Source organism: Bacteroidales bacterium (assembly GCA_016709865.1).
Lineage (GTDB): Bacteria > Bacteroidota > Bacteroidia > Bacteroidales > VadinHA17 > LD21.
In genome coordinates this window covers 958,004-984,813 of the sequence record JADJLX010000005.1, presented here as the reverse complement: position 1 = coordinate 984,813, position 26,810 = coordinate 958,004, and the positions used below count along the sequence as shown (strand labels likewise).

Genomic DNA, 26,810 nt, shown 5'->3' with positions numbered 1-26,810 from the left:
AATTATGTCCTCCGAAATCCGGCAAAAATTCGAGTCAAAGACTCTTTATGTTGTTGTACTGACAGCAATTACAATGGTTGTCGAAATTGTATTTGGATTATCTACAAGGTCGATGGCCTTACTCGCCGATGGAATACATATGGGTTCTCATGTATTTGCAATAGGAATGAGCTGGATCGCATACATTATAGTCAGAAGAGTATCAAAAAAAGAAGAATTCAGGGGGAGTTCCGATAAGATTTTATCGCTTTCAGGTTATAGCAGCGGTTTGATGCTTTTAATATTCGCTTTTGGTATCCTTTTTCAGGCTGTTCAGAGGCTCTGGAATCCGGGAGACATTCATTTTAAAGAAGCTATACTGGTTGCATTAATCGGACTTGCAGTAAATGTTGCTTCAGCCTTTATCCTGCATCACGAACATGAACATTCCGATCATAACATCAGGGCAGCTTATCTGCATGTAATGGCTGATGCCTTAACAAGTATCACTGCAATTATCGGATTAACAGCAGCTATGATATGGAATATATTGTGGTTCGATGCTATTAGTGCAATTATCAGTTCATTTGTTATAATCAGGTGGTCGGTGAGATTGCTCAAGGATTCCGGGAAGGATTTACTTGATATTTAATTCTTTATAAATAGATCATATAATTATTGCCATAACAAAGGATATTATGGGTTTTAGATCTTGCTGGAAATAAACTAAAGCAGGAGTTCTCAGAATTTCAATTTAAATTTGCTATAAGAATCCCATTAGATTAATTTTACATAAAATTTCTGATGATAATGAAGAGACTCAGATTGGCGTTCATAATGGTTTTAATGTCCATCCTAACATTTACCGGTTGTCTGGAAAATAAAGATTTTACAGTAGATCAGGAAAATGCAAAGGTGAAGCGTATACTTCTCTTTTTTTCTCTGGATGAGGAGAAGCCAAGCAGTATTGTTGAAGAATTCGAGTATGATGAGTTTGGCAGGATAAGTAAGTCAACTTCTCCAATGTACCAGGATGGAGTTATTGTCGGCACCATTTCATACGATTTGTACTTCTATGATATTTCTGACCGGCTGGTCAGGAAAGAAAACTATAATGCTAATCTTAATGCTCCTTCAGGCTATATAAATCTCATAAACTATATTTATGAATACTCCTCAGCAGGACTGAAAATTAAAGAAACTATTGAATATCCAATGGTTGGTACTGATGACTATTATATATATGAATATAAGAATAATCAGCTGGACGTTATAAAAAAATATGATAAGAAAAATGTGCTGGAGACCTATATCGTGAATGAATACGATCATTTGGACAGGCTGATCAGGGAAACTACTTATTTTGGTGCAGATGATCACTTTATTTCAAGTACAGTCCATTCGTATAATGGCCAGCTGCAGATAAAATCGGATGTTTATTCTGCTAAAGCACATATGCGAGAAATTAAACGCACATTTGACTCTTTAAACAGATTACGGATCTACGAATCAAAAGAACTTCAGGGCTATAGTTCAGCTATGAGCTACATCCTGAAATACGAATACTTCGACTAATTCAGCCATTTTCTCTGTGTAACTCCGTGGTTAATAAAAATCTTATTTAAAAGTTTCCTAAATTCTACTGTTAATAAAATAACATAAATATCATATAATGTTATTTGTATTGATTTATTACTTTAATTTGCGGCAAAGTAATATAAATGTTTCCTTTCAGTTCTCTTCTTACACAAGTGCCTTTAATCATTCTGGCAGCCGCATATATGCTCTATTTCGGGGCATATGCTGTTGGTAAATCAAAGGAGATAATTACTGAAGATCAACCTGAATCCAAAGAGCAGTCTGTAATTATTAATCAGGTTTCAAAGGCAGATACCTTTTACTTTGGCACGACTTCTGAAAGTACACAGTACGCATCTGAACCAGCAAAAAGAGCTGTTACTTTCTTCAGACCTGATATTACTTATCATTATTTTGATCCTGACAGAGACATCTGTTCATGTTTCACATCTTATTCTCTTTTTTCCCGTCCTCCTCCCATTGCAGGATAAACTCCGGAACTGAATTATACCAGTTGTTTATTATTAAATCAACAGATCCCAAAGGATCTGGTTGTTATCGTTTCAACGTTTTCAGAATTTTCTGATACGTGATAGATTAACTTAAATATTCAATGAAAAATCATATCAAATATATATTTATAATACTCATGGCGTCTGCATCCGGGCTTAAGGCTCAGGAGTCAGCAAACTCTATCGACAGTGCTCTTATGAAGATGGTGAAGCTCGGGGAGATTGTGATTAAAGCTTCAAAAGATAACGTCACTTTCAAATCAATACCGGCTTCAGTGTCAGTTATATCTGCAGCCAGTATAAGCGACAACCAGATTCAGTCGCTGAATGAAATATCATCATCTGCACCAAATTTCTTTATGCCCGATTATGGTTCCAAACTGACATCACCAGTATATATAAGAGGTATTGGATCGAGGATTAATTCTCCGTCAGTTGGCCTATATGTTGACTATGTTCCGTATTTTGAAAAAGCAGCCTTCGATTTCGATTTCTTCGACATAAAGCGGATAGAAGTTCTTCGCGGACCTCAGGGAACTTTGTTTGGAAGAAATACCATGGGAGGCATAGTGAATATTGTTACAACCTCTCCAATGGATTATACCGGTACTCACTTGAACCTTTCTGCCGGTAATTACGGCACCTACTCAGTAAATGGTGGTCATTACGGCAAGCTAGGGAACAGATTCGGATACTCATTAGCTCTTAATTATGTGCATAATGATGGCTTTTTTACCAATCAGTTTACCGGAAATCAGGTTGATAAGCTTAATTCATACGGCTTAAGAAACAGACTGATCTATGAAGTTTCAAAAAAACTGACTGTTGAAAATATTATCGGATTTGAACTTAGCAAACAGGGCGGGTATCCCTATGCTCTTTACAATGATTCAACTATGCTTGCCGAAAAGATAAACTATAACCAGTACAGTTCATATAACAGAGCTCTCTTTTCTGATGCATTACTGATTAAGTATACAACCTCAGGTTTTGATCTTACAGCTACAACCTCATACCAGTACCTTGATGATCTTCAGGATATTGATCAGGATTTTACACCCTCTTCACTGTTTTTTATATCACAGAAGCAAAAACAGAATATGGTTTCTCAGGAGGTTGTGATTAGATCAAATGGAAAGCATAAATACAACTGGTTGTTAGGAGGATACGGATTCTACCAGGCCTTTGATAATGCAGTAAATGTAGATTCATATGCTGCCAGCCTCAGCTATCTTAAAACATATGATCATAAGATTGACGGATATGCATTTTTCCATCAGTCATCACTAAATGATTTTTTAATTAAAGATCTAACTGTTACTGGTGGTATCAGGATCGATTCTGAAAAAGACCAGCTGGATTATACTTACGATCGGAATCTGAAAGGAGTACAGGCAAATCTGGCCGATACACTCTACCCTGCACTTGAATCTCTCGAGATAATTCCAAGAATGGCAATTAATTATAAGATTCTGAAAAGTAACCTTTATGTGGTAATTGCAAGAGGATATAAAACCGGCGGATTCAACTCAACATTCGAGCGTCCTGAAGACCTTACCTTCAATCCTGAATATAGCTGGAATTATGAGATTGGGGTTAAAACACCAATGTTGAATAATTATATCTATGCCGATGTTGCACTCTTTTATATTGACTGGAAAAACCAGCAGATCTATCAGACTGTTCCAAGCGGCAGGGGCTCAATGCTTAAGAACGCAGGTCATTCTGTGAGCAAAGGAGGAGAACTATCAATAAAAACGATTCCTGTAAAAGGTTTTGAATTCAATATCTCTTATGGATATACGAATGCTACATTCATATCATATGAGGTTAATGCGACAACTAACTATAATGGTAATTATCTGCCATATGTACCGCGTCATACACTCTCTTTACAGACAACAAAATCCATAAAGGTTAACAACTCATCCATGCTCGATAATATAAGGGTAAACCTTCTTTATCGAGGAGCAGGCAATATTTACTGGGATGAGAAGAACTCTGTGAGTCAGCCCTTTTATGGCCTGATAGATGGGAAAGTATCATTTGTAAAAAAATCAATGCAGTTCGATATTTGGGCTAAAAACATTCTGAATACTTACTATGAAGCATTTTACTTCGAGGCTCTGGGAAACAAATATGTCCAGACCGGGAAACCTGCCCAGGTGGGAATTAACTTATCAGTAAAATTTTAAATGATGAAAGAGAGAACCTGGCCCAAATTTCCTGTTCTGTTCAGCCTTTATATTGCCCAGTCAATACCTATGAGTTTTTTCTCAACGGTAATTCCGGTAATAATGCGGCAGGAGAAGTATTCACTTGAATCGATAGGATTGCTTCAGCTTGTAAAACTGCCATGGATATTCAAATTTCTCTGGGCCCCGTTAATTGACAATAATGCCCGCACTGATAAACAGCTCAGGAGGGTAATTATATTTTCCGAATTGTTCTATGCTGTTGTCATTCTGAGTATTGCAATGTTCAACCTGCAGACCGACTTTAAACTGATAGTGATTCTTATGGTTGTCGCTTTCATTGCATCTGCCACACAGGATATTGCAGTCGATATATTTGCAATTCTGCAGTTAAAACCTTCCGAACGGAGCCTCGGAAATAGTATGCAGTCTGCCGGTAGTTTTGTCGGTTCCCTCTTTGGCACAGGGGTGCTTCTGATAGCCTACTATTATTTTGGATGGACAAACCTGCTTGTTCTACTCGCGGCCTTTGTGATTTTTGCTGTTGTTCCGCTGCTCATTTATCGTAAACCCTCGGCAAATCAGTTTCAGAATGAGAATAAACAAGGTGTTTCCCTGATTGACATTTACCGCTTTTTTGCAGAAAAAGGCAAGCACAAAAGGGTGCTTATTTTAATCTTTTACTATTCAGGTATTATCGGTATCCTCACAATGCTTAAACCATATCTGGTCGACCTTGGTTATAATGTTAAGCAGATCGGTTTTATGTCGGGGATCTTTGGAACTTCTGTAGGAGCACTCTCTGCCCTTGCAGGCGGTTTCATTGTTAAGAAAACCGGAAGAAAATTGTCGATGTATATCTTCTCCGGATTAAGTCTGATAACTGCTGTATTGTTCTGGTTCATGACAAAATCTGTCCCTTCACTTGCAATAATATATGTGGCAATCGGCCTGTTGTGGGGAACGTATGGCTTATCTACAGTGGCAATTTATACAACATCGATGGATATAGTTCGAAAAGGTCGCGAAGGAACTGATTTTACTATACAGATCGTTATTACACATCTCAGCAGCCTTATTATCGCTGTATTCAGCGGGAAAATAGGTGATCTGATCGGATATAATGGTCTTTTCTCTATTGAGGTACTCCTTTGTCTGCTGACACTTGGAATCCTATTTTACTCACTACCAAAAGAAAATGAAAATGCAGGTTTCTGAAGTGCTTCTGATTAAATATAATGTTCCGGTACCGAGATACACAAGTTATCCTCCGGCCAATCACTTTAAGGATACTTTTTCCGAAGGTGATTACCTTACTATACTGAAGGAGTCGAATAACAGGAAACCGGAAAAAATTGCTTTTTATATACATATTCCTTTCTGTCAGAAAATATGCTATTACTGCGGTTGCAATGCATGTTCTATCGGAAATGGAAATCTGGTGGCTCCTTATATGGATGCTCTGATGAAGGAGATTGAGCTTGTAACGAAACACATTGATAAGAACAGGCTTGTATCACAGATTCATTATGGCGGAGGAACTCCTAATTCCCTGGATGTGAAGGCAATCGCCAGGATTAATGAGTACTTCTTTAAACACTTCACTTTTACCGACAATCCTGAAATTGCAATCGAATGTAATCCGGCCTATCTCGATTATAAATACGTAGATGATCTTATTTCTGCCGGATTCAACCGTTTTAGTCTTGGTATTCAGGATTTTAACAACGAGATACTAAAACAGGTGAACCGGTTGCCTTCTGCTATTCCTCCCGGTCAGCTTTTCACTTATCTGAAATCATCGGGTAAAAATATAAATGTGAATTTTGACTTTATTTACGGACTTCCGGGTCAGACTGTTGACTCTTTTTCAGACACAATACAGAAAGCCATTACGATTAAGCCCGACAGGCTGGTAACCTTCTCATATGCTCATGTCCCCTGGATTAAAAAACACCAGGTGATTCTCGAGAAAAAAGGACTTCCTGCTCCCGGCGAAAAAATGAATATGTTCCTGGCCGCTTACAGTCTTCTTAAGGATTCGGGTTATATGCCAATCGGACTCGACCACTTTGTACTTCCGACAGACGACCTGTATAAAGCTGAAAATGATGGAACCCTTCACCGGAATTTTCAGGGATACTGTACCAGGCTCACAACAGGTCAGGTTTATGCTTTTGGCGTAACAGCCATCAGTCAGCTCGAACAGGGATATTCACAAAACAGGAAAGAAATAAAGGATTATATATCGGATATTGAACAGGGTAAACTGCCTGTTGAAAGAGGATATGTTTTGTCTGATGATCAGATCATTACACGTGAAGTAATTACTGAAATCATGTGTAATAAAAAGATAAGTCTTTCAGGTTTCTCTGAAGCGAAAAATATGCCGGTTAGTGATCTGAAAAATGCGATTAAAAGAGATGATGCAATTTTAAAGGAGTTTGAAAAGGATGGTCTTATCAGATTTACATCTGATCTGATTGAGGTAACTGAGCTCGGCACTCTATTCATCAGGAATATTGCAGCATCGCTCGATAAAGAGTATCAGGAAAAAGTACAGACTTATTCCAAAACAGTTTAGCATAATGAAAATAAAAACAGACATAATCATATTAGGTGCCGGGTTAACAGGATTAACGATGGCATACTATCTGAAGAAAAGCGGCAGGAATGTTATTGTTATTGAAAAAGAGAGCAGGGCTGGTGGTGTAATAAATACCATTTCGGCTGATGGATTCATTTATGAAACCGGGCCGAATACCGGAGTTCTTTCCACACCTGAGATTGCAAGGCTTTTTAAAGACTTAAACGGTAATTGTGATCTTGATACGGCAAATCCAAAATCAAAGAAAAGATATATTCTCAAGAAAGGTAAATGGCAGCCTTTGCCTTCAGGATTATTTTCAGCTGTAACAACTCCTCTCTTTACTCTTAAGGATAAGTTCAGAATTCTGGCTGAGCCGTTCAGAAGACGCGGAGATGATCCGGATGAGACTCTTGCTCAGTTAGTTAAAAGAAGAATGGGGAAGAGCTATCTCCACTATGCTGTTGATCCTTTTATTTCAGGCATTTATGCAGGTGATCCCGCATCACTTGTAACCCGCTATGCAATGCCAAAGCTTTATGCTCTCGAACAGAAATATGGCAGTTTTATCGGGGGGGCAATAAAAAAAGCCAGGGAACCAAAATCAGAGGATCAGAAACGGGCAACGGGAGAAGTCTTCTCAGTTAAAGGGGGTCTTGAGAAATTGATCAGTGCACTTGTAAATGAGTTAACGGAGAAGAGTCTGATTTTTAATGTGAAAAACCTTACTGTTGAGCCACGTGACTCCGAATATACTGTCACTTTCAGGAATACAGATGATACGGTTGAAGAGATAGCTGCGTCATATGTAGTTACTACCTTTGGAGGCATTTCTTTAAAAAATATACTCCCGTTTATACAGGAACAAGAACTCAATACGGTTCTTAAGACCAAATATGCTGCTGTTGTTCAGGTTGCAGCAGGATACAAGACATGGAAAGGTATGCCGCTCGACGCTTTTGGAGGACTTATACCCACACTTGAGAACCGTGGAGTTCTTGGGATACTGTTTCCCTCAGCGATTTTTAAAGGGAGGGCTCCTGAAAACGGGGCATTGATCTCTGTTTTTCTCGGGGGAATAAAGAAACCGGATATTATATCAAAAACAGATCAGGAGATCAAAGAAATAGTGATGAAGGAGATTCGCGAAACGCTACTTGAAAATAGCGAGCCTGACCTTTTTGAGATTTTCAGATATACACATGCCATCCCTCAGTATGAAATATCATCCGGCGAAAGGCTTGAATGCATCAGGAAGATTCAGGACCAGTATCCGGGTCTAATACTTGCCGGCAATATCAGAGACGGAATAGGTATGGCCGACAGGGTCAAACAGGGTAAAGCAATTTCTGAAATACTGATACAGCAGTTTAATGGCAAATAAAGTACTTCTGATAGTAAACACCGGAACACCGGATAAGCCTGAAGTAAAGGAAGTAAGGAGATTTCTGTCTGAATTCCTGAATGATAAACGGGTTATTGACCTCCCCTGGTTACTCAGAAAAATTCTTGTTAACCTGATTATTGTCCCGTTCAGGGCACCAAAATCCACAAAATTATATAAACGGTTATGGACCGGAGAGGGTTCTCCCTTGCTTTATAACCTGAAAAAGCTTGAAACCGGAGTTCAGTTAAGATTAAAAAACAGATACAATGTGATGGGAGTGATGCGATACGGAACTCCTTCATTGAGAGAAACACTGAATTTAATGAAGAATAACCCGCCTGAAGAGCTGGTAGTATTTCCGTTATTTCCTCATTATGCATCTTCAACAACAGGTTCTGTTATTGAATTAACAGCAGGTATTGTTAAAAACTGGAATGTAATTCCTGAATTACGGTTTGTTGGTCAGTTTTATTCCCGTCCGGAATATCTGGATACAATGGCAGATCATATCATTAGGTATGAGACGGATAAGTATGATCATATCTTATTTTCGTACCATGGACTGCCTCTTAGCCATATACATTCCGTGCATCCCGAAAGAGATTGCAGAGACTGTAACTGCGGAGAAAAATTTCCTGACGATGGTGCTTTTTGTTATAAAGCGACCTGTTATGAAACTACAAGGTTATTATCAGCAAAATTAAAATTGCCTTCTGATAAAGCATCAACCTCTTTCCAGTCGAGGCTTACTAAGAAATGGTTGAGTCCCTTTACCGATGAAACATTAATTAAACTTGCCCGGTCAGGCAGAAAAAGAGTCCTCGTAATCGCACCTTCGTTTGTTGCTGACTGTCTCGAAACCACAATTGAGATTAAGGAAGAGTATTTGAATCTTTTTAAAAGTGAAGGCGGTCAGGAACTTACCGTGGTTGAAAGCCTTAATGGGTCAGATGAGTGGGCTAAAACTCTGATCGATATTGCTGATATTTAAGTTTCTTGCTCTACGCTCTACGCTTTACGCTTTACGCTCTACGCTTTACGCTTTACGCTCCGTGCCCTTTATGCTGAGCGAAGCCGACGGATGCTGAGCGAAGCCGACGGATGCTGAGCGAAGCCGAAGCATCACCAGCTCGAATCATACCACGACCTTACATCAGTGGCATGCATACCGGCTGTAATTGCAGCCTCTAATCCGAGGTCGCCATCTTCGAATACTTCGATAAATTCAGGTGCAATTTTCATCTGTTCAGCACATTTAAGGAATGTTTCGGGATGCGGCTTAAAGTTTTCCACATCATTTGCCGTAATAATAATGTCAAAGTATTTCCTTAAACCAGTGATCTCAAGTGTGCGTTCAACAGCTTCCCTGTGACCTCCTGTTCCAACAGACATCGGAATTAAGCCATGATACTTTTTAACTATTTCCACTACAGGAATGATTGGTTTTACTTTATGCTGGTCCTTGTAAAATTCGTTGAGTTTTACTTCAATTATCTGTTCAATTGTAACGGTTCCGTTGAGGTTATTATCTTTAATTATCTCTGTTGCTATCAGCCATCCCGGGCTGCCGGTATGCTTCCTGAGAAAAGCAGTATCTATTTTTGCTCCATATTTCTGACAAGCCACTCTCCAGCCTTTAAAGTGAAATGGCATTGTATCAGCGAGAGTCCCGTCGAGATCAAAGATCAATCCTTTAATGCCTGGTTTTATATCGTATTGCATAATTTTTATTGTTGTGGCGCAAAGGTAGAAAGAAAAATGAAAGAGGAAAGAAACATATATTAATCAAATTATTACTTAATTGCCAACTTATGAAGGAGATGTGCAGCGGATAGTTAGTCTGACTGAAATTTCTTATATTGTGGATTCTTATAACAACTTTGAGAATTGAATAATTTTAGCGACAAATCTAACCAGGAACTGCAGTCGGAGCTTAACGATTTAAGACTTGCATATGAATTGCTAAAGAGTCAATGTGAGAGTGGGATGTCTGTTCTGCGCGACGCTGAAGCAAAAGCCAAAATGAGCGAAGAGAAGTTCATGAAAGCCTTTATGACAAGTCCTGATTCAGTTAATATCAACAGGCTTTCGGATGGAATGTATGTGTCGGTAAATGAAGGATTTGTAAAGATGCTTGGTTTCTCGGAGGGGGAGGTTATCGGTAAAACATCTTTAGAACTTAATATCTGGGCTGACCCTGATAATCGTAAAGATCTTGTTTCCAGACTTCAGAAGGATGGCAGGATAGAAAACTTTGAAGCACTATTCAGACATAAAGACGGTAGAATAATTATAGGACTGATGTCAGCGTCAATACTCGATCTTGACGGTGTTCCGCATAGTATAAACATAACAAAGGACATAACCGGCAGAAAACAAATTGAAGATCAATTCTTTCTCCTTGCTAATGCTCTTAAGGGATCAAAGGAGTGCGTCAGTATAACCGATATGAATGACAATGTACTTTTTTTAAACCGTGCATTTCTGGAAACATATGGTTTTAATGAAGAAGATCTTAAAGATGAATCTATTAGTATAATCCGGTCCCCGAATAATCCTCCTGAAATAGTAAACGAAATACTACCTGCAACCCTCCGCGGCGGATGGCATGGAGAAATATATAACAGGAAGAAAGACGGAACTGATTTTCTGATTTCTCTGTCAACAGGAGTTGTGAAAGATGAAAATGGTAAGTCGATTGCGCTTATTGGCATTGCAAGCGATATAACACAAAGTAAGAGGATTGAACTTGAGAACCAGATCCTTTATGAGATTAACAGGGGAATTACTTTAACCTCAAATCTCGATGAGTTACTGAAACTGATACATTTATCCCTCGGTAAAGTGGTTTATGCAGAAAACTTTTTTGTTGCACTGATGAATGAAAAATCAGGACTTTTCAGTTTTCCGTATTTCGTCGATAAATATGATACTACACCACTTCCCACATCGATGGGCAAAAGTTGCAGTTCTTACGTTTTCAGAACTGTTAAACCATTTCTGTTTAGCCAGAAGGAATTCGAGATACTGGAAAAACTAAATGAAGTAGAACTGGTAGGATCACCCTCTCCGTCATGGATAGGGATTCCATTACAAACACCTTCTGGAGTTCTAGGAGTAATGGTGCTTCAGCATTATGAAAAGGAAAATGTGTATTCTGAAGAGGATATGAGATTTCTTGTCTCCATCGGGGGACAGATAGCATTTGCAATTGAAAGGAAACTGGCGGAATTAGAAATTAAGTTAAAGAATGAACTCCTTCAGACAGTAAATTCAGAAAAAGATAAATTCTTTTCAATCCTTGCTCACGACCTGCGTGGTCCGTTAAGTGCATTTGTAGAGGCCACAAAGATTATTACTGAGGAGGTCCATACGATGTCGATTGATGAGATCAAAGAGATTACTCTCAGCATGACTCAGTCTGCAACTGGAATCTACAGCCTGCTTGAGAACCTTCTTGAGTGGTCGCGTTTGCAGCGGGGTGTAATGAATTTTATTCCTGAAAAAATAAACATTAAACAAAGAATAATCGATTGTGTCAATGTATTATCTGAGTCTGCAAAGAAGAAAGGAATTGTAATTGAAACTTCTATGGATGAAACTCTGGAGATAAACGCTGATAAGCATATGTTTGATACAATAGTAAGGAACCTGATATCAAATGCACTTAAATTCACAAAGCAGGGAGGAATAGTCAGTATTTCAGCTATTTATGCCCGGCATGATTTTGTTGAAATTAAAATATCCGATTCAGGGATAGGAATGACAACTGAATTAATTAATAAACTCTTCAGAATTGATGAAAAAACCAGCCGTCCGGGAACGGATGGCGAGCCAAGTACCGGATTAGGTTTATTGTTATGTAAAGAATTTATTGAAAAGCATGGAGGTAAAATTTGGGTGACCAGCGAAGCCGGAAAAGGGAGTATATTCACTTTTTCATTAGCAGGCGCTCAAAAATCATGAACCTAAACAGACAATTAATAGCTGATATGGAAAACACGCTTGATAAGATTCTGCTTAAGGCTTGTATTGATAGTCCGCAGGATATGATTATTTTGGCTATTGATAGGCAATTTAACTATCTGGCATTTAATACATTTCATGAAAGGATCATGAAAATTGCCTATGGTATTGACATAAAGCCGGGAATGAATATTCTTGAGTGTATGACAAGTGAGGATGACGTCTCAAAAGCGAAATTAAACTATGGAAAAGCCTTAACCGGGCAAAGCCATATAACTGTCGAAGAGTACGGTGAACTGAAACGGAATTATTATGAAACAAGGTACAATCCCATATTTAATGAAAAACAGGAAATAGTTGGTGCAACAGCTTTCGCATTCGATGTATCAGAAAAAATAAATACTCTTGAGTCGTTAAAGAAAAGTGAGGATAAATTCAGAAGGGCTTTTTATACAAGCCCCGACTCAATAAATATCAACCGTCTCTCAGATGGCATGTATGTATCAATAAACGATGGATTTACAAAAATAACGGGCTATACAGCAGAAGAGACTATCGGGAAAACTTCAATGGAACTTGATATCTGGGCAGTACCATCTGACCGGAATAAGCTTGTTCAGGGTCTTAAAGAAAAGGGAAGATATGAGAATCTCGAGACACAATTCAGGATGAAGGACGGAAAGCTCCTTACCGGTATTATGTCTGCCTCTGTTATTGAAATTGATGGAGTTACTCATATTCTGAGTATTACACGTGATATATCTGATAGGAAGCGTGCAGAAATTGCTCTGATTGAGAGTGAAACTAGGTACAGAGAATTGGTCGAACTGGCTGTTGACGGGATACTGCTTGGATCGCATGACGGCAGGATAATTGAAGCAAATTCATATATACTGGTACTGACCGGAAGGAAGCGTGATGAGCTCATAGGTACACATATAAGTGATCTATTCATTCCTGAAGATCTGGTAAAATCTCCTTTGCGATTTGATCTTCTTCAGAAAGGAGAAACTGTTATAAATGAGCGGCGTTTATTACGTAAGGACGGCAGTACTATTCCGGTTGAGATGCATACAAAGATGATGCCGGATGGAACCTATCAGTCTATTTATCAGGATATTAGTGAAAGGAGGAAGTCGGAAGAGAGACTTGTTAAACTTAATGAGTGCTTTTTGAGTTTTGTAAGCGATCCTCTGGTAAATATTAATCATCTGGTAGCAATCTGCGGTGAGCTTGTTGGTGCAACCTGTTCGCTGTATAACCGGTTAGAGGGCAATATGCTCTGCTCACTCGGACAATGGAATGCACCTTCAGATTACATTTCGGTAGACAATCCTGAAGGTCACATTTGCAATGATGTTATTAAATCATCCAGTGAAAAAACTGTAATAATCAGAAATCTTCAGGAGACATCATATGCAACTACCGATCCAAATGTTTTGAAGTATAACCTTCATACCTATGTAGGTAAATCAATAAAATTTGAAAATGAAAACGTTGGTTCTCTGTGTCTTGTATTTCAGAAGGATTTTAACCCTGATCAGAATGAGATAAGATTTCTGGAGATAATAGCCTCAGCAATAGGGATAGAAGAGGAGCGCCGACAGGGTGATTTAGCTCTCAGATCAAGTGAGACTAAGCTTCAGAGTATAATACATGTTGCACCTGTGGGGATAGGACTCGTTGTAAACAGGGTTCTGATGGAGGTAAATGATACCCTGTGCAAGCTGATAGGATATGAGAGGGAAGAACTGATCGGAAAATTGTCAGAGATTCTTTATCCAGCAAGGGAGGAGTATGAACGGGTAGGAAAGGAAAAATATGATCAGATTGCATCAAAAGGGACAGGATCAGTCGAGACAGTTTTTAAATGCAGGGATGGCAGGTTATTAAATGTTATTCTTAGCTCAACTCCCCTTGACCGAAGCGATCATTCGAAAGGAGTCACTTTCACCGTTCTGGATATTACCGAAAGGAAAAAAGTTGAGGTAGCTCTTCGTGAAAGTGAAGAGAAATTCAGATCCATAGCAGAAAACCTTTCTGATATTATCTTCCTCACCGATACTAAAGGAACCCTTGCTTATGTTTCTCCATCAGTGGAAGTGCTTGGTTATTCTGCAGATGAGTTCCCCGGAAAATTTTTTGGAGACTTCCTGGTTGAGGGTGAGCTCGAAAAAGGCATGTCGTTTTTTACTAATGCGTTAAATTCAATAAATCTTACTACTACCGTTCAACTACTGTTTAAGCGGAAAGACGGCAGTTCATTCTTTGCTGAACTTTCGGGTTCAGTTTTCTATGCAGGAAATGAAGTAAGAGGTGTTCTTGGACTTCTCCGCGATATTTCAGAAAAAGTGAAGAGGGAAAATGATCTGAGGAAATTGTCAAGAGCAGTTGAACAGAACCCGGTTTCAATAGTAATAACCGATACCAATGGAATTATTGAATATGCGAATCAGAAAATGTGTGAAGTTACCGGTTATTCAATCGATGAACTTATAGGGAAAAATCCGAGTGTGCTCAGTTCCAAAAGAAAATCACAGGAGGAATACAGGGAATTGTGGGATACAATAAAAAGAGGAGATGACTGGAAAGGAGAGTTTCTTAACAAAAGAAAAAACGGGGAACTCTATTGGGAGAGCGCTTTAATATCTCCTATTAAAAACGAAAAGGAGGAAGTTACTCATTTTCTTGGTATTAAGGAGGATATTTCTTTAAGGAAAGCCCTCGAGGCATCTACAAGGGAGAGCGAAAAGAGGTATCGGGAACTTTTTCTAAATAACCCGATTCCGACATATATTTTTGATGAATCAACACTCGAATTTGTTGAGGTAAATGAGGCCGCTATAGAAAGTTATGGGTACAGCAAGGAGGAATTCTCATCCATGACACTAAGGGACCTAAGGATTATGGAAGAGATACCGGAACTTCTGGATTCTTTAAAGAATATTGGGCATAAAACCTTTTATTCCACAAGCATGCGGCACGTGAAGAAAGATGGTACAGTATTCCCGGTTGAAATAACTTCTCATTCACTTCCTGAAAAGAATGGAAGAAGAACCAGACTGGTTACAGTTACTGATATAACTGAACGATTAAAAGCAGCTCAACAGATGACTCTGGCAAAAGAAAAAGCAGAAGCCAGCGACAGAATCAAAACTACTTTCCTGAATAATATTTCTCATGAAGTACGCACACCTCTCAACGGAATTCTTGGATTTGCTGAGATAATGAATCAGACCGGATTATCTGATGAGGAAAAGAAAGAATCAATGTCAATGCTCCATCAGAGCAGCGAGAGATTACTTAATACTATTACAAGTTATATGGATATCTCTTTGCTGACTTCAGGTGCGATGTCGGTAAATTTAAAAGAGATATCCCCGGTGCAGTTGCTGAGCAGTCTTTATAAATTGCATCAACCACTATGTTCTCAGAAAAAGTTGCAACTTTTCCTAGATATTCCATCAGGAGGGGAGACATTATCAGTGAATTCTGATCCGGAAGTATTAAGAAAAATATTTAGCCATCTTCTGGATAATGCGATTAAGTTTACAGAAAAGGGAAACATACATTTTGGATTTACAAATACTATCTCCGAAATCATCTTTTACGTCAGCGACACTGGTATAGGCATTCAGAAGGAGTCCTTAGGTCATATCTTCGACAAGTTTTCAAAAGAAGACAGAGGACCACAAAGAATTTCTGAGGGGAGCGGACTGGGATTATCAATAGCCAGGGGATTGACTGAAATACTTGGTGGGAGAATTTCCGTTGAATCAGAACCCGGCACCGGATCTTGCTTTAGTCTGACTTTTCCGTCGAATTCCGGTAATTCTACAACTTCCGGGAGTACTTCCAGAAAGCATACTCATAAAAAATCAGGTAACGATACAATCCTAATAGCAGAAGATGATGATACAAACTTTTTCTATCTGAATGCTATTATTTCAAGAGAGTTTGGTTCAAAAATATTACATGCTGAGAATGGCCGGGAAGCAATTGATTTATTCAGTTCTAACCCTGATATCAGACTGGTACTGATGGATATTAAAATGCCGGAAGTTGATGGAATTGAAGCTACAAGACAGATAAAAACTATTCGGTCAGAAGTTCCTGTTATTGCTATAACAGCATACGCAATGTCAGGCGATGAGGAACGGGTTCTGGCTGCAGGCTGCGATGGCTATCTCAGCAAACCTATCAGCAAAGAAAAACTGTTAAGAAAAATCGCAGAGTTCGTAAAAATCTGAATTTTGCCTGCTGATGATTTCTCTGTGGTTCTCTGTGTCTCCTCCGGATTTTCTCTGTGTAATAAAAGAATAAGAACTTACACAGAGTTACACAGAGGAATCACAGAGTCACACAGAGAGAAATTATCCATCTGACTTCTTACCTGGTATATTCTTTTAGGTACTTAGTAACCTGTTTATAAACATTTTCTGCTGTAAACCCGAATTTTTCATCAAGTACTTTGTATGGAGCAGAATAACCAAAACTATTCATTCCCCAAACCTTTCCTTTCGGCCCAACAAGTCCCTGCAGTGTTACTGAGAGTCCCGCTGTTAAACCGAAAACTGGTACATTCTCAGGTATGATCTGTTTATGGTATTCATCAGGCTGATTTCTGTATAATCCTTCAGAAGGAGCTGATACTATCCTCACTTTCAGATTGTCTTTACGCAACAGTGGCGCTCCTTCGACAAGAGTTGCAACTTCCGATCCGCTTGCAATCAGGATAATATCAGGTTTCCCCTGACAATCCTGGACTATATAGGCTCCGTTGTATGACTTCAGTGCATCCGCATATCTGTTTCCATTATCGGAAGGAAGATCTTTTATATTTTGTCTTGAAAGTATTAATGCTGTAGGTGTCTTTTTATTCTCAAGTGCCATTTTCCATGCAACAGTCGTTTCAGTACCATCGGCAGGCCTGAGTACCACCATGCTGTTTTCTCCATGGTGATTTTTAAGATGTTCCATAAGCCTTAGCTGGGCTTCCTGTTCTACTGGCTGGTGTGTCGGGCCATCTTCGCCTACACGGAATGCATCATGGGTCCAGATATATTTTACAGGCAGACGCATAAGACATGCAAGTCTTACTGCAGGTTTCATATAATCTGAGAAAACAAAAAATGTACCGCAGGCTGGAATTACACCTCCGTGAAGAGCCATGCCGTTCATAACTGAAGCCATAGTAAGTTCGGAGACACCTGCATGAAGAAATGCTCCGCTGAAATCACCCTTAACAAACGGATGGGTGTTTTTAAGGAATCCGTCTGTCTTGTCTGAATTGGCAAGGTCGGCAGATGCCACAATCATATTTTCTATTTTGGTTGCATATATGCTAAGCATTGCAGCAGAAGCAGCTCTTGTAGCTGATCCTTCTTTCTGGCTCACGGATTTGTAATCTATTTCAGGAATATTGGATTCGAAAAAGTCGTTAAGCTTTTTATTCATCTCAGTATTTTTCGATGCCCACAGGGCTTTACTTTTCTTCCAGTCTGAAGCTGCTTTACTCTTTTCTGCAAGGATATTTCTGTACAACTCCTTTACTTCATCAAATACTATGAATGGATCTGATGCACTGCCTCCAAGGTTAACAAGTGATTTTTCGTATGAACCGCCGGCTTCGCTTACAGGCATTCCATGAGTTGAGGTTTTTCTTTCGAAGCTCTTTCCTTCAGCATCCAAAAGCCCTTTGCCCATTATCGTTTTACCAATAATAATAGTTGGTTTCGACTTTTCTGAATTAGCTGATACAAGTGCTTTTCTTACCTGGTTATGGTCATTGCCATCAATTTTAATAACATTCCATCCCCAGGCAGTATATTTCATTGCAGTGTCTTCAATTGTAACTGCTTTTGTTTCGGTTGAGAGCTGTATGTCATTTGAATCGTAAAACATGATAAGGTTGCTTAGCCCGAGGAATCCGGCCAGCCTGCCCGCACCCTGCGATATCTCCTCCTGAACACCACCGTCGGAGATGAATGTATATATTTTATGAGCAAACAGTTCTCCGAATCTTTCTGCAAGAAATCTCTCTGCAATAGCTGCACCAACAGCCATTGTATGTCCCTGTCCCAGCGGACCTGATGTGTTCTCAATACCCCTCATTACGTCAAGTTCAGGGTGCCCCGGTGTTGGACTTCCCCACTGTCGGAAACTTTTTAGCTCTTCAGTTGTAAAATGGCCGGTGAGTGTAAGAATTGAGTAAAGCATTGGCGACATATGGCCAGGATCGAGAAAGAATCTGTCACGGTTTATCCATTCCGGATCTGCAGGATCAAAGCTCAGGAACTCAGAAAAGAGTATATGAATAAAATCTGCACCGCCCATTGCTCCCCCGGGATGTCCGGATTTGGATTTTTCTACCATTGCCATAGACAGTATCCTAATATTATCTGCGGCTCTCTGGTTTACATCAATTTTCATACAGCTAAAAGTATTTGATTAGTTTATTGTTGTCAAAAATAAGATTATTCGCTGATAGTGTTTAGTAATAGACATTAAAAAAAAGATACAATAACTGAAATTTATTATCTTTAAGTACAATTATTGTTAGTACTTAATTTTGCCTGACATATGGAACAACATCTGACTGCCCTGGTCGTAGATGATGAAGAGAGTGCCAGAAAATTATTGAAAAAACTTTTGGAGGAGACAGCCTGTTTTAAAGAAATCAGGACCGCTTCATCTGTTAATAATGCAAATTCTGAAATGTCTCAGTTTGATCCCGATCTTGTTTTTCTCGACATCAAGATGCCTGGCAAGGATGGTTTTAGTTTTATAAACGATCTAAAACAGAATTTTCGGAATCCTGAAATCGTATTTGTAACAGCATATGACCATTATGCTATAAAAGCCCTTAGAAATCAGGCGTTTGATTATCTTCTTAAACCAGTTAACCGCAAGGAACTAAAGCAGTGTGTTACACGATTTGTTGAACAGGTAAATTCTTCAGCCCCGAAAGAGAAACAATCGGCTGCTTCCCATTTCCCAAAAGATGCTATAGCCAGAATCCGTGTTAACACCCGAACAGGTACTCTCTTTATAAATCCGTCATCAATTCTCTATTGTAAAGCAGACGGAAATTATACATCTATTTGTACCGGCAGCAAGCAGCATCTCTGTTCTCTGAATATTGGAAAGGTAAAAGAAATGCTTCCCGGTAATGGATTTATAAGGGTTGGAAGATCGCATATTGTGAACTTTGAGTATATCACTATGCTTGACAGAAAAGATAGTACAGTAACGCTTGTAAGGGATGATGAATCTGTTACAATAAAACTGCCCAGACACCATCTCAAGGATCTTGAAATGACATAGTAATGAGAAGGGGTGCTCTTTTTAAAAAGTTAGTTTACTCTCCATGGTTGCTGGCAGCCCTGCCAGCAGTTGTTATTATGCTTTTCCTTCCTCCTCTCGGATTACATTACACTTTAAATATTGAGGAGAAAGGAAAGCTTTTTTCGAATGAAACTTACGTTGACCTTAATGCAGATTCTGTAACTGAAATAGTAAGGTTAGGTAAAGGCTTCCCATATTATCATCTGCTAATACTGGATAATAATTACAGGATCTATGATCAGTTGAATTTTAAGGATTCACTGGATGCCGCATTGTCTTTCCCATTCTTTGGAAACATCGATAATGACAATTTTAAAGAGATTTATATTTTTTCATATAAAAACGATTCCTTATTTCTGAACATAAACGAATTCTTTGATTCAGAAGGTATAAGGATGGAGGGCCAGTTTATCTCCAAAATGAAACCAGTCAATAATACTGTTACTTCGAACGTCTATCCTGCAGGTTTCTATGATGTGTCAGGAGATGGAAACAAGGAACTGTATTTTACTATTGCGACCGGATTCGGACTTGAGCCACGGCTGGTCTATTACTTTGATGTTTTTACAAAAGTATTGAAATCAAGTCAGTTTCTGGGTGTAAATTGTCAGTTTCCAAGGTTTTCTGATGCCGACGGAGACAATAAACCCGAGATTTTTGGAAGGATGAGTGCCTCTGGGAATTACAAAGTACCGACTCCATTCACCGACATGAGTACATGGCTAATGGTTTTCGATGAAGAACTTAACCTGGAGTTTACTCCGGCTGAATTTCCGGGACTTACAAATAATCTTGAGATTTACCCTTATTCATCGGGAGACTTCAAAGGTTTTATCATGAGTCATAATACTGCAACTGCCGATACATCAGTATCTGAACCAAGATTATTAATTTACTCGGGAGATGGTAATTTTGTTAAAGAAAAAGTGTACAGCAAACTGGGTCTGGATGGTTTTGTCGCGTTACATCTTGTTACCTCCGGGCAGGGTGACAGAATATTCTTATTTGAAAAAGAAGTAATTGAACTAAATGATCGTTTGGAAGTTGTAAACAAAATTAAATCACCTCTGAATCAGGTATATTTTTCATATGTTGAAGATATTGACCTGAACGGCATCAAAGAAATTATTCTTTTCTCTGCCGGAGAGGAGAAATTGATTGTGCTTAACACATCTTTGCATATACTGGCAGAGGCAAATCTTAAATCGTCTGCTTCTGAGTTAAAATTTTCACATTCAATTTCATCCGGTAACAGAAACAAACTATTTGTTACCTCTTCCGACAATTCATGGTTAATTGAAATGAAGAATAATAATTTATTCTATTTGGGATATCTCGCATATCCTGGAATTTACATGTTACTTGTATTGTTTATAGACGGAATAAACAGAATAAACACATATAAAATAAGGCAGAAAGAGAGTCTGAAGCAGAGGCTGTTAACCCTTCAGCTACAAGGAATTAAATCGCAGCTCGACCCGCATTTTACTTTTAATGCCTTAAATTCAATTGCCTCACTCATCTATCTTGATGACAGGCAGTCGGCATACGATAATATGAATAAATTTACCATGCTTCTCCGATCAATGCTGAATGATGCTGACAGAATATACAGAAGTCTTGGTGAAGAGTTAGATTTTGTAACAACATACCTTGAACTTGAAAAACTGCGTTTTGGAGATAAATTCAACTTCATAATTGAAATCAGCGATGAGGTTAGTCAGAAAGAACAGGTTCCTAAGCTTGTACTGCAGACCTTTGCAGAGAATGCAATCAAGCATGGATTAATGCCTTGTACTGAAGGCGGCATTCTGAAAATTGTTGCAGCCAGGGAAGATAATTATCTTAAACTTACAATAGAAGATAATGGTGTAGGCCGCGAAAAATCGTCAGGTAAAAGCACATCAACAGGAAAGGGGCTTAAGCTTACAGGTGAATTTTATGATATCTTGAATCAGTTGAACAAACAAGCAATAATACATACTCTCACTGACCTTTATGATGCCAATGGATTACCGGCTGGTACCAGGGTGGATGTCTGGGTCCCGCTTAATGTATGATTAACAGGTTAATATGAAAAAGCATCACTGCTCCGAAAAATAGTTTTCACCTCCTGGTTTCAGGCTGCAGTTCCTGCTATAATTATATTTATTTTTCTGCCTTCACTTGGATCAAGGTATAATGTTGATTTTGAATCAGTTGAAGTGCCTGGTGATAATCTTATTTATTCTGACCTGAATTCTGATGGAAACTCAGAGAGATTAAGCCAGGGGAAAGGTATTCCATATTATTATATATCTGTTTATAATTCAGATAATCAAATATTTGATCAATGGAATCTTCCCGGAATAGTTGATCCAATACTTTCCGGAATGTTTACCGGGGATTATGATAATGACAGTATTGAAGAAATATATATTTTCACCAGAGAAGAAGATTCACTATTCCTTAATGTTAATGAATTACTTCAGCCATCCGGAACTAAACTGGAAAGACAATACATCACAAAAATAGGTGTTGTTAATGGTGAAGTAACTTCATTTCTTGAACCTATTGGTTTTTTGATGAGAACGGTGACGGGTATAAAGAAATATATTTTTCAATTGCAACGGCATTTACAAAACAACCAAGAAAGATATTTTACTACGATCTGTTTAACGCAAGGTTAGCATACAGCCAGAATTCAGCCTCAATTTGCCTGTATCCCGAAATGAGAGATGTTGATGGTGATAAAAGGCCGGAAATATTCGGACTTTCAAGTGCTTCAGGCAATTACAGGAGGAATGTTCAATATACTGACAGCAGTGCCTGGTTCATGGTTTTTAATGATCATCTGGACTTCAAGTTTAAACCAGTTGAGTTTTCTGGTTTTGCCAATAGTGTTGAGACCAAGAGTTATAAGAGCTTCAACAACTATGGTTTTATTCTGTCGCTTTGGGCTGGTGGAACAGATACTACAGTTATGGATTCACATATTTTGATTTACGATACTGAGGGAAATTTGCTAAGAAGCCGTTTGACCAGTGAGTATGGCTTTAAATCAGTCATCAGACCTGTTGTGATTGAAAATGCAAATTCTGACAGGATTTATCTTCTCGGCGACAAAATTCTGGAGATATCTGATAATCTTCATGTTATAAACAAAACAGATTTGCCATTTGATTCCAGATATTTTTCATATTTATATGATCTCAACTATGATGGCGTTGTTGAGATTATTCTTCACTTTTATGATGAGGATAGGATCATAATCTATAACACAGCTCTTCAGGAAATAATAAATACTGAAATAAATATATCTTCGGAAAGATGGACCTTCTGTAAATATACCTCATCTGATAATAGGGTTAAAACATACCTCGAGGCAGCTAGCTCCGGTTTATTTATTAGTCTTGAGAAAAACAGGGATTATTATTTGATGTATCTTTCTTTTCCTGGCATCTACTTCCTTTTCTATCTTTTCATTCTTCTGATAAAGCGGTTTAATACATTTCAGGTCGTCGAAAAGGAGAGTCTTAAGCAAAGGCTTGCATCATTACAGCTTCAGGGGATAAAATCACAACTCGATCCTCATTTTACTTTTAATACTCTTAACTCAATAGCTTCACTGATTTATCTTGAAGACCGGCAGGCAGCTTATGATTATATGAATAAGTTCACACAATTACTCAGGGTGATGCTTAATGATGCTGAGAGATTATACAGAAGTCTGGGCGAAGAAATAGAATTTGTTAATACCTATCTTGAACTCGAGAAATTAAGATTCGGTGAAAAATTCAATTATTATATCGACATAAAGGAAGGAGTTACCCAAAAAGAGCAGGTTCCGAAACTTGTTCTTCAGACATTCGCTGAAAATGCTATAAAACATGGTTTAATGCCATGTTCAGAAGGAGGAATTCTGAAAATAACAGTCTTGCGGGAAAATGATTATCTTAAACTTTCAGTTGAGGATAATGGTATTGGGCGTGAAAAGGCTTCCGGAAGAAGCACTTCAACGGGTAAAGGCTTAAAACTAACAAGTGAATTTTATGAGATCCTGAATCAAATGAACAGCAGAGCAATATCTCTTCATTTTACTGATTTACATAACGACAAAGGTGAAACTGCAGGTACAAGAGTGGATGTAATGGTTCCTGTTGATCCTTTAATAAAAAAATAGTATCAGGATCTTAAAGATACTTTCTGTCTTCCTCCGGGACCTCAAAATACTTATCATATTTCCTGGCATCGGGACCTTTCTTCTCGATTTTCGAACCCCTGATTTTATATGTACATTTTTCTCCCGCAATATCTGAGAAATAGATATCGTATTCCTTACCCGCTTCATCAACCATAATTATTCTAACAAGATGGTTATATCTGGCACTGTTAAGCTGAGAATGACAGATGGGGCATGTATAGATATATTTAGCCCCTTTTTCAATCTTGAATGAATGATGTGTGGTTGTTGTGTAGTTTCCTATCTCTGGATTTAAGAAGATCAGGCCCCTTTCCGTACTGTTTGTTTTTGAAGCGGCCAGGACAATTGAAGTTTTAACTTTCAGATGTCCTTTGCAAATTTTGCATAAATATTCCGCAGCCATAATGAACCTCCAGTTAGTTTAGTAGTTTCAGAATCTCTCAATAATACACCTCTAATATACGAAAGAAAACGGTCAAAATCAATTTTTTTGATCATATCTGTCATACCAGCTTTTTTTTTAAACATTTTAAGATACTTTTACGTTCTTTAATAAATCAAGGGGAATTCAAATGACATCCATACTAATAAAAATTTATCTTAAGTTGTGTTCTGCTGTCCCGGGTTTTAGGAAAATTACCCGAAAGTGGATGTATCAGGCCATGGGGCGCTTTATTAAGCAGGAGCAGTGGACATATATGAATTACGGATATGCTCACATCAACGGAGAAGACAGGTTTGCAGATCTTGATTCAATTGACGAGGTACAGCGTCTCTCTTACCAGCTTTATAATCACCTGGCAGCTGAAATCGAACTTGAAAACAAGACTATCCTGGAAGTTGGAAGCGGACGTGGAGGAGGCGCTTCTATGATTAAGAAGTATCACAAGCCTGATCAGATGGTTGGATTGGATTATTCAAGTGCAGCTGTAAAACTTTGCAAAAAGAACCATCATACTGAAGGTCTCAAATTTGTTGAGGGTGATGCTGAGAACCTTCCATTCGGATCTGGTTCATTCGATGCTGTTATAAATGTAGAATCATCACACTGTTATGATTCTATGGAGAAGTTTCTGGCTGGTGTAAACAAGGTTCTCAAACCCGGCGGCCATTTTTTATATACTGATTTCAGGGAGCCGTATGAAATTCCTGAACTTGAGAAGCAATTATCTGAATCGGGGCTTAATGTAATAAGGAAAAGAGATATCACACAAAATGTAATAAAGGCACTGGATGAGGATCATGACCGCCGTATGAAAACAATATCGGAAAATGTTCCAAAGCCTTTTATCAAGCAGTTCCGTGAATTTGCCGGCGTTAAAAACTCGGTAGTCTATAAGCAGTTTGAAAGCGGAAACATGATCTACTTTAGTTTTATCATGCAAAAGCCTTTAGCCGGATTGTAAAAAAAATCATTAAAGTTTATCAGGTAACGCTTTCATAAATTCCTTTATCAGGTCATCTTCAAATTTACCGCAGTAGGTATCGGTGAGAAACCTGTTTAGCGCTACATTATTAAAAACCTCCCATGATTTGTCCTCTCTCCCCGGAATGACCGGGAAGAAATGGATCCCGTTAGCTTTAGCAGCATCCAGATCTCCTTTAGCATCTCCAATCATGAGTATCTTATTGTCGTTGTATTTGCCTTTTGCAGCATATGCCAGATGCTCGCTCTTTGTTCCATGTTCCTGCGCAGCAATAAGCTTAACATACTTCCGGAGATTGTTTTCTTCCCATTCACGCTGAAGGGCCTCCAGTGGCGTTTGAGAAACAATAACAAGATCGGCATGAACATGAGCCTTTTTAATACCGCTGAGGGCATTCGGAAAAGGAGGGATGTTTCCCAGGTGAAGAGCAATTTCTTCATTAATTGCTTCAGACCAGCTGACAACCTTCTCCAGATCGGGATTATAATTGGATTCGAAGTACTTCCTGAGTGTTGAATTGCCCAGTCGGGTTTCAGTCTTAATCCAGTTTTTTAAAGAGGTCATATCGGGTAAGGAGCATCCTGAGGCTCTTACTTCCGGGTTTTCGCCCAGGAGTTCAAATACTTTTATTAAAGAAATAAACCTGTTGCCACCTCTGTAAAGTGAGTACAGATTTACAAATTCCCATGTTGTACGTAAAGGTTTTTCTATTGAATTGAGACCGAAGTGCTTTAAAGCGTTTGGTATGAAGAATTTTTTTTGCTTAACCTCCATTGTGTCAAATACACATCCATCGGAATCAATACCGATAAAATAATCATGTGAAGGAATTAAGTCTATGAGTTCTTTCCGGAAATCAGTTATCATCAGAATCTGAATCCAAATTTTATTTCAAGCCTGTTAAGTGAATTCTCGTATGTGCTGGTTATATTGTTATACTCCTTCTTCTGATAACTCGTATGAGCATATCTGTAGGCAAAACTAAGATAAGACTCATAATCAGTTTTAGCCCATGATATGCCCGATCCGAATGCAAAAGAGCCACCGCCTTTGTAGTTGTATGCATCATAACTATTGTTTGCAGGAGGAGTGTCTGAATCATTTCCTCCTAACTGGGTAAGGGCTCCTCCCCTGAAGAACAGGAACGGAGTTGTTTTTTTATTATATATCAATCGCTTGTATTCGAAAAAGAGAGGAGTATATGGCATTCCAAGAAATTCCACCCCGGAGCCAAAACTGAATACATTATTTGTTTTGCTGGTTACGCCCATCAGAAAATTAAAACTGAAAGGAGCAGTGTAATCAGTATGCTGAGCACCAGCAAGTAATCCGGCTTCCATTGCAAAACTGAATCCTTCCGTTTTCCTTCCGTCAAACTGCGGTGACTCTTTTGAAAACTTATCCACCTCCTCCGCTTTATACATAAACGTGCTTCCATCTGCGGTCTGCATTTTATATTGTCCCTCTTTTATTTCAAGAAGTTTTCCGAAGATTACACTTCCGTTTTTCAAATAGAGGACATCTTTTGTTTTTTGGGCTGATACAGTGAAGGAGATGATTATCAGCAAAATAATGACTGAAAGGAGTTTTTTCATGATTTTTTAGGTTAGCTGGTTAGTAGTTTAGCATGATTTTTGTTTTGGTTATCT

General features: G+C 38.6%; 20 protein-coding genes. 15 read left to right on the top strand and 5 right to left on the bottom strand.

Features of this window, described 5'->3' with window-relative positions:
* The first annotated feature begins 4 nt into the window (after positions 1-4).
* From IPJ16_12690 to hemH, 8 genes are all read left to right on the top strand, one after another.
* Complete coding sequence (locus IPJ16_12690; GenBank protein MBK7628028.1) at positions 5-631, top strand: cation transporter; 627 nt, start codon at positions 5-7, stop codon at positions 629-631.
* Positions 632-825: 194 nt separating this feature from the next.
* Positions 826-1,554: a hypothetical protein gene (locus IPJ16_12685; protein MBK7628027.1), complete on the top strand. Its 729-nt coding sequence runs from the start codon at positions 826-828 to the stop codon at positions 1,552-1,554.
* 146 nt (positions 1,555-1,700) lie between these two features.
* Complete coding sequence (locus tag IPJ16_12680) at positions 1,701-2,048, top strand: hypothetical protein (protein MBK7628026.1); 348 nt, start codon at positions 1,701-1,703, stop codon at positions 2,046-2,048.
* A 122-nt stretch (positions 2,049-2,170) separates the two neighbouring features.
* Positions 2,171-4,264, top strand: coding sequence for a TonB-dependent receptor (locus IPJ16_12675; protein ID MBK7628025.1), 2,094 nt, complete (start codon positions 2,171-2,173; stop codon positions 4,262-4,264).
* A gap of 3 nt (positions 4,265-4,267) precedes the next feature.
* The gene (locus IPJ16_12670) at positions 4,268-5,482 is read left to right on the top strand and encodes an MFS transporter (protein MBK7628024.1); all 1,215 of its coding nucleotides are present in this window, start codon (positions 4,268-4,270) and stop codon (positions 5,480-5,482) included.
* Positions 5,469-6,848 (top strand): oxygen-independent coproporphyrinogen III oxidase, encoded by a 1,380-nt coding sequence (gene hemN / locus IPJ16_12665; protein MBK7628023.1) that lies wholly within the window; start codon positions 5,469-5,471, stop codon positions 6,846-6,848. The genes IPJ16_12670 and hemN overlap by 14 nt, the downstream gene beginning before the upstream one ends.
* Before the next feature lie 4 nt (positions 6,849-6,852).
* Positions 6,853-8,235 carry a protoporphyrinogen oxidase gene (gene hemG / locus IPJ16_12660; protein ID MBK7628022.1) on the top strand — a complete coding sequence of 461 codons (1,383 nt, stop codon included), beginning with the start codon at positions 6,853-6,855 and terminating at the stop codon, positions 8,233-8,235.
* Positions 8,225-9,229 (top strand): ferrochelatase, encoded by a 1,005-nt coding sequence (gene hemH, locus IPJ16_12655; protein MBK7628021.1) that lies wholly within the window; start codon positions 8,225-8,227, stop codon positions 9,227-9,229. The genes hemG and hemH overlap by 11 nt, the downstream gene beginning before the upstream one ends.
* 131 nt (positions 9,230-9,360) lie before the next feature.
* On the opposite strand, the gene IPJ16_12650 is transcribed toward hemH, so the two are convergent.
* A complete protein-coding gene (locus IPJ16_12650) occupies positions 9,361-9,960 on the bottom strand; it encodes an HAD-IA family hydrolase (GenBank protein ID MBK7628020.1) in 600 nt (199 codons plus the stop codon).
* Positions 9,961-10,125: 165 nt separating this feature from the next.
* Here IPJ16_12650 and IPJ16_12645 point away from each other — a divergent pair, with 165 nt between their 5' ends.
* Together IPJ16_12645 and IPJ16_12640 are read left to right on the top strand one after the other, a co-directional pair.
* Positions 10,126-12,204: a PAS domain S-box protein gene (locus IPJ16_12645; protein ID MBK7628019.1), complete on the top strand. Its 2,079-nt coding sequence runs from the start codon at positions 10,126-10,128 to the stop codon at positions 12,202-12,204.
* On the top strand, positions 12,201-16,454 hold the full coding sequence (locus IPJ16_12640) for a PAS domain S-box protein (protein MBK7628018.1): 4,254 nt from the start codon (positions 12,201-12,203) through the stop codon (positions 16,452-16,454). Before IPJ16_12645 ends, IPJ16_12640 begins: the two co-directional genes overlap by 4 nt.
* Positions 16,455-16,593: 139 nt before the next feature.
* On the opposite strand, the gene IPJ16_12635 is transcribed toward IPJ16_12640, so the two are convergent.
* On the bottom strand, positions 16,594-18,630 hold the full coding sequence (locus tag IPJ16_12635) for a transketolase (GenBank protein MBK7628017.1): 2,037 nt from the start codon (positions 18,628-18,630) through the stop codon (positions 16,594-16,596).
* Between the two features lie 156 nt (positions 18,631-18,786).
* Between IPJ16_12635 and IPJ16_12630 the strand changes: the two genes are divergently transcribed.
* From IPJ16_12630 to IPJ16_12615, 4 genes are all read left to right on the top strand, one after another.
* Positions 18,787-19,530 (top strand): response regulator transcription factor, encoded by a 744-nt coding sequence (locus IPJ16_12630; GenBank protein ID MBK7628016.1) that lies wholly within the window; start codon positions 18,787-18,789, stop codon positions 19,528-19,530.
* A gap of 2 nt (positions 19,531-19,532) precedes the next feature.
* Entirely contained in the window at positions 19,533-21,611 is a 2,079-nt protein-coding gene (locus tag IPJ16_12625) for a histidine kinase (protein ID MBK7628015.1), read from the top strand.
* Between the two features lie 144 nt (positions 21,612-21,755).
* On the top strand, positions 21,756-22,220 hold the full coding sequence (locus IPJ16_12620; protein ID MBK7628014.1) for a hypothetical protein: 465 nt from the start codon (positions 21,756-21,758) through the stop codon (positions 22,218-22,220).
* A gap of 41 nt (positions 22,221-22,261) precedes the next feature.
* Positions 22,262-23,713: a histidine kinase gene (locus tag IPJ16_12615; protein MBK7628013.1), complete on the top strand. Its 1,452-nt coding sequence runs from the start codon at positions 22,262-22,264 to the stop codon at positions 23,711-23,713.
* 10 nt (positions 23,714-23,723) lie between these two features.
* On the opposite strand, the gene IPJ16_12610 is transcribed toward IPJ16_12615, so the two are convergent.
* Entirely contained in the window at positions 23,724-24,137 is a 414-nt protein-coding gene (locus tag IPJ16_12610) for a hypothetical protein (GenBank protein MBK7628012.1), read from the bottom strand.
* A gap of 259 nt (positions 24,138-24,396) precedes the next feature.
* Between IPJ16_12610 and IPJ16_12605 the strand changes: the two genes are divergently transcribed.
* Complete coding sequence (locus IPJ16_12605; protein ID MBK7628011.1) at positions 24,397-25,140, top strand: methyltransferase domain-containing protein; 744 nt, start codon at positions 24,397-24,399, stop codon at positions 25,138-25,140.
* A 9-nt stretch (positions 25,141-25,149) separates the two neighbouring features.
* On the opposite strand, the gene IPJ16_12600 is transcribed toward IPJ16_12605, so the two are convergent.
* Positions 25,150-26,025 carry an HAD hydrolase-like protein gene (locus IPJ16_12600; protein ID MBK7628010.1) on the bottom strand — a complete coding sequence of 292 codons (876 nt, stop codon included), beginning with the start codon at positions 26,023-26,025 and terminating at the stop codon, positions 25,150-25,152.
* 2 nt (positions 26,026-26,027) lie between these two features.
* Positions 26,028-26,756: a hypothetical protein gene (locus tag IPJ16_12595; protein MBK7628009.1), complete on the bottom strand. Its 729-nt coding sequence runs from the start codon at positions 26,754-26,756 to the stop codon at positions 26,028-26,030.
* Between the last annotated feature and the right edge of the window lie 54 nt (positions 26,757-26,810).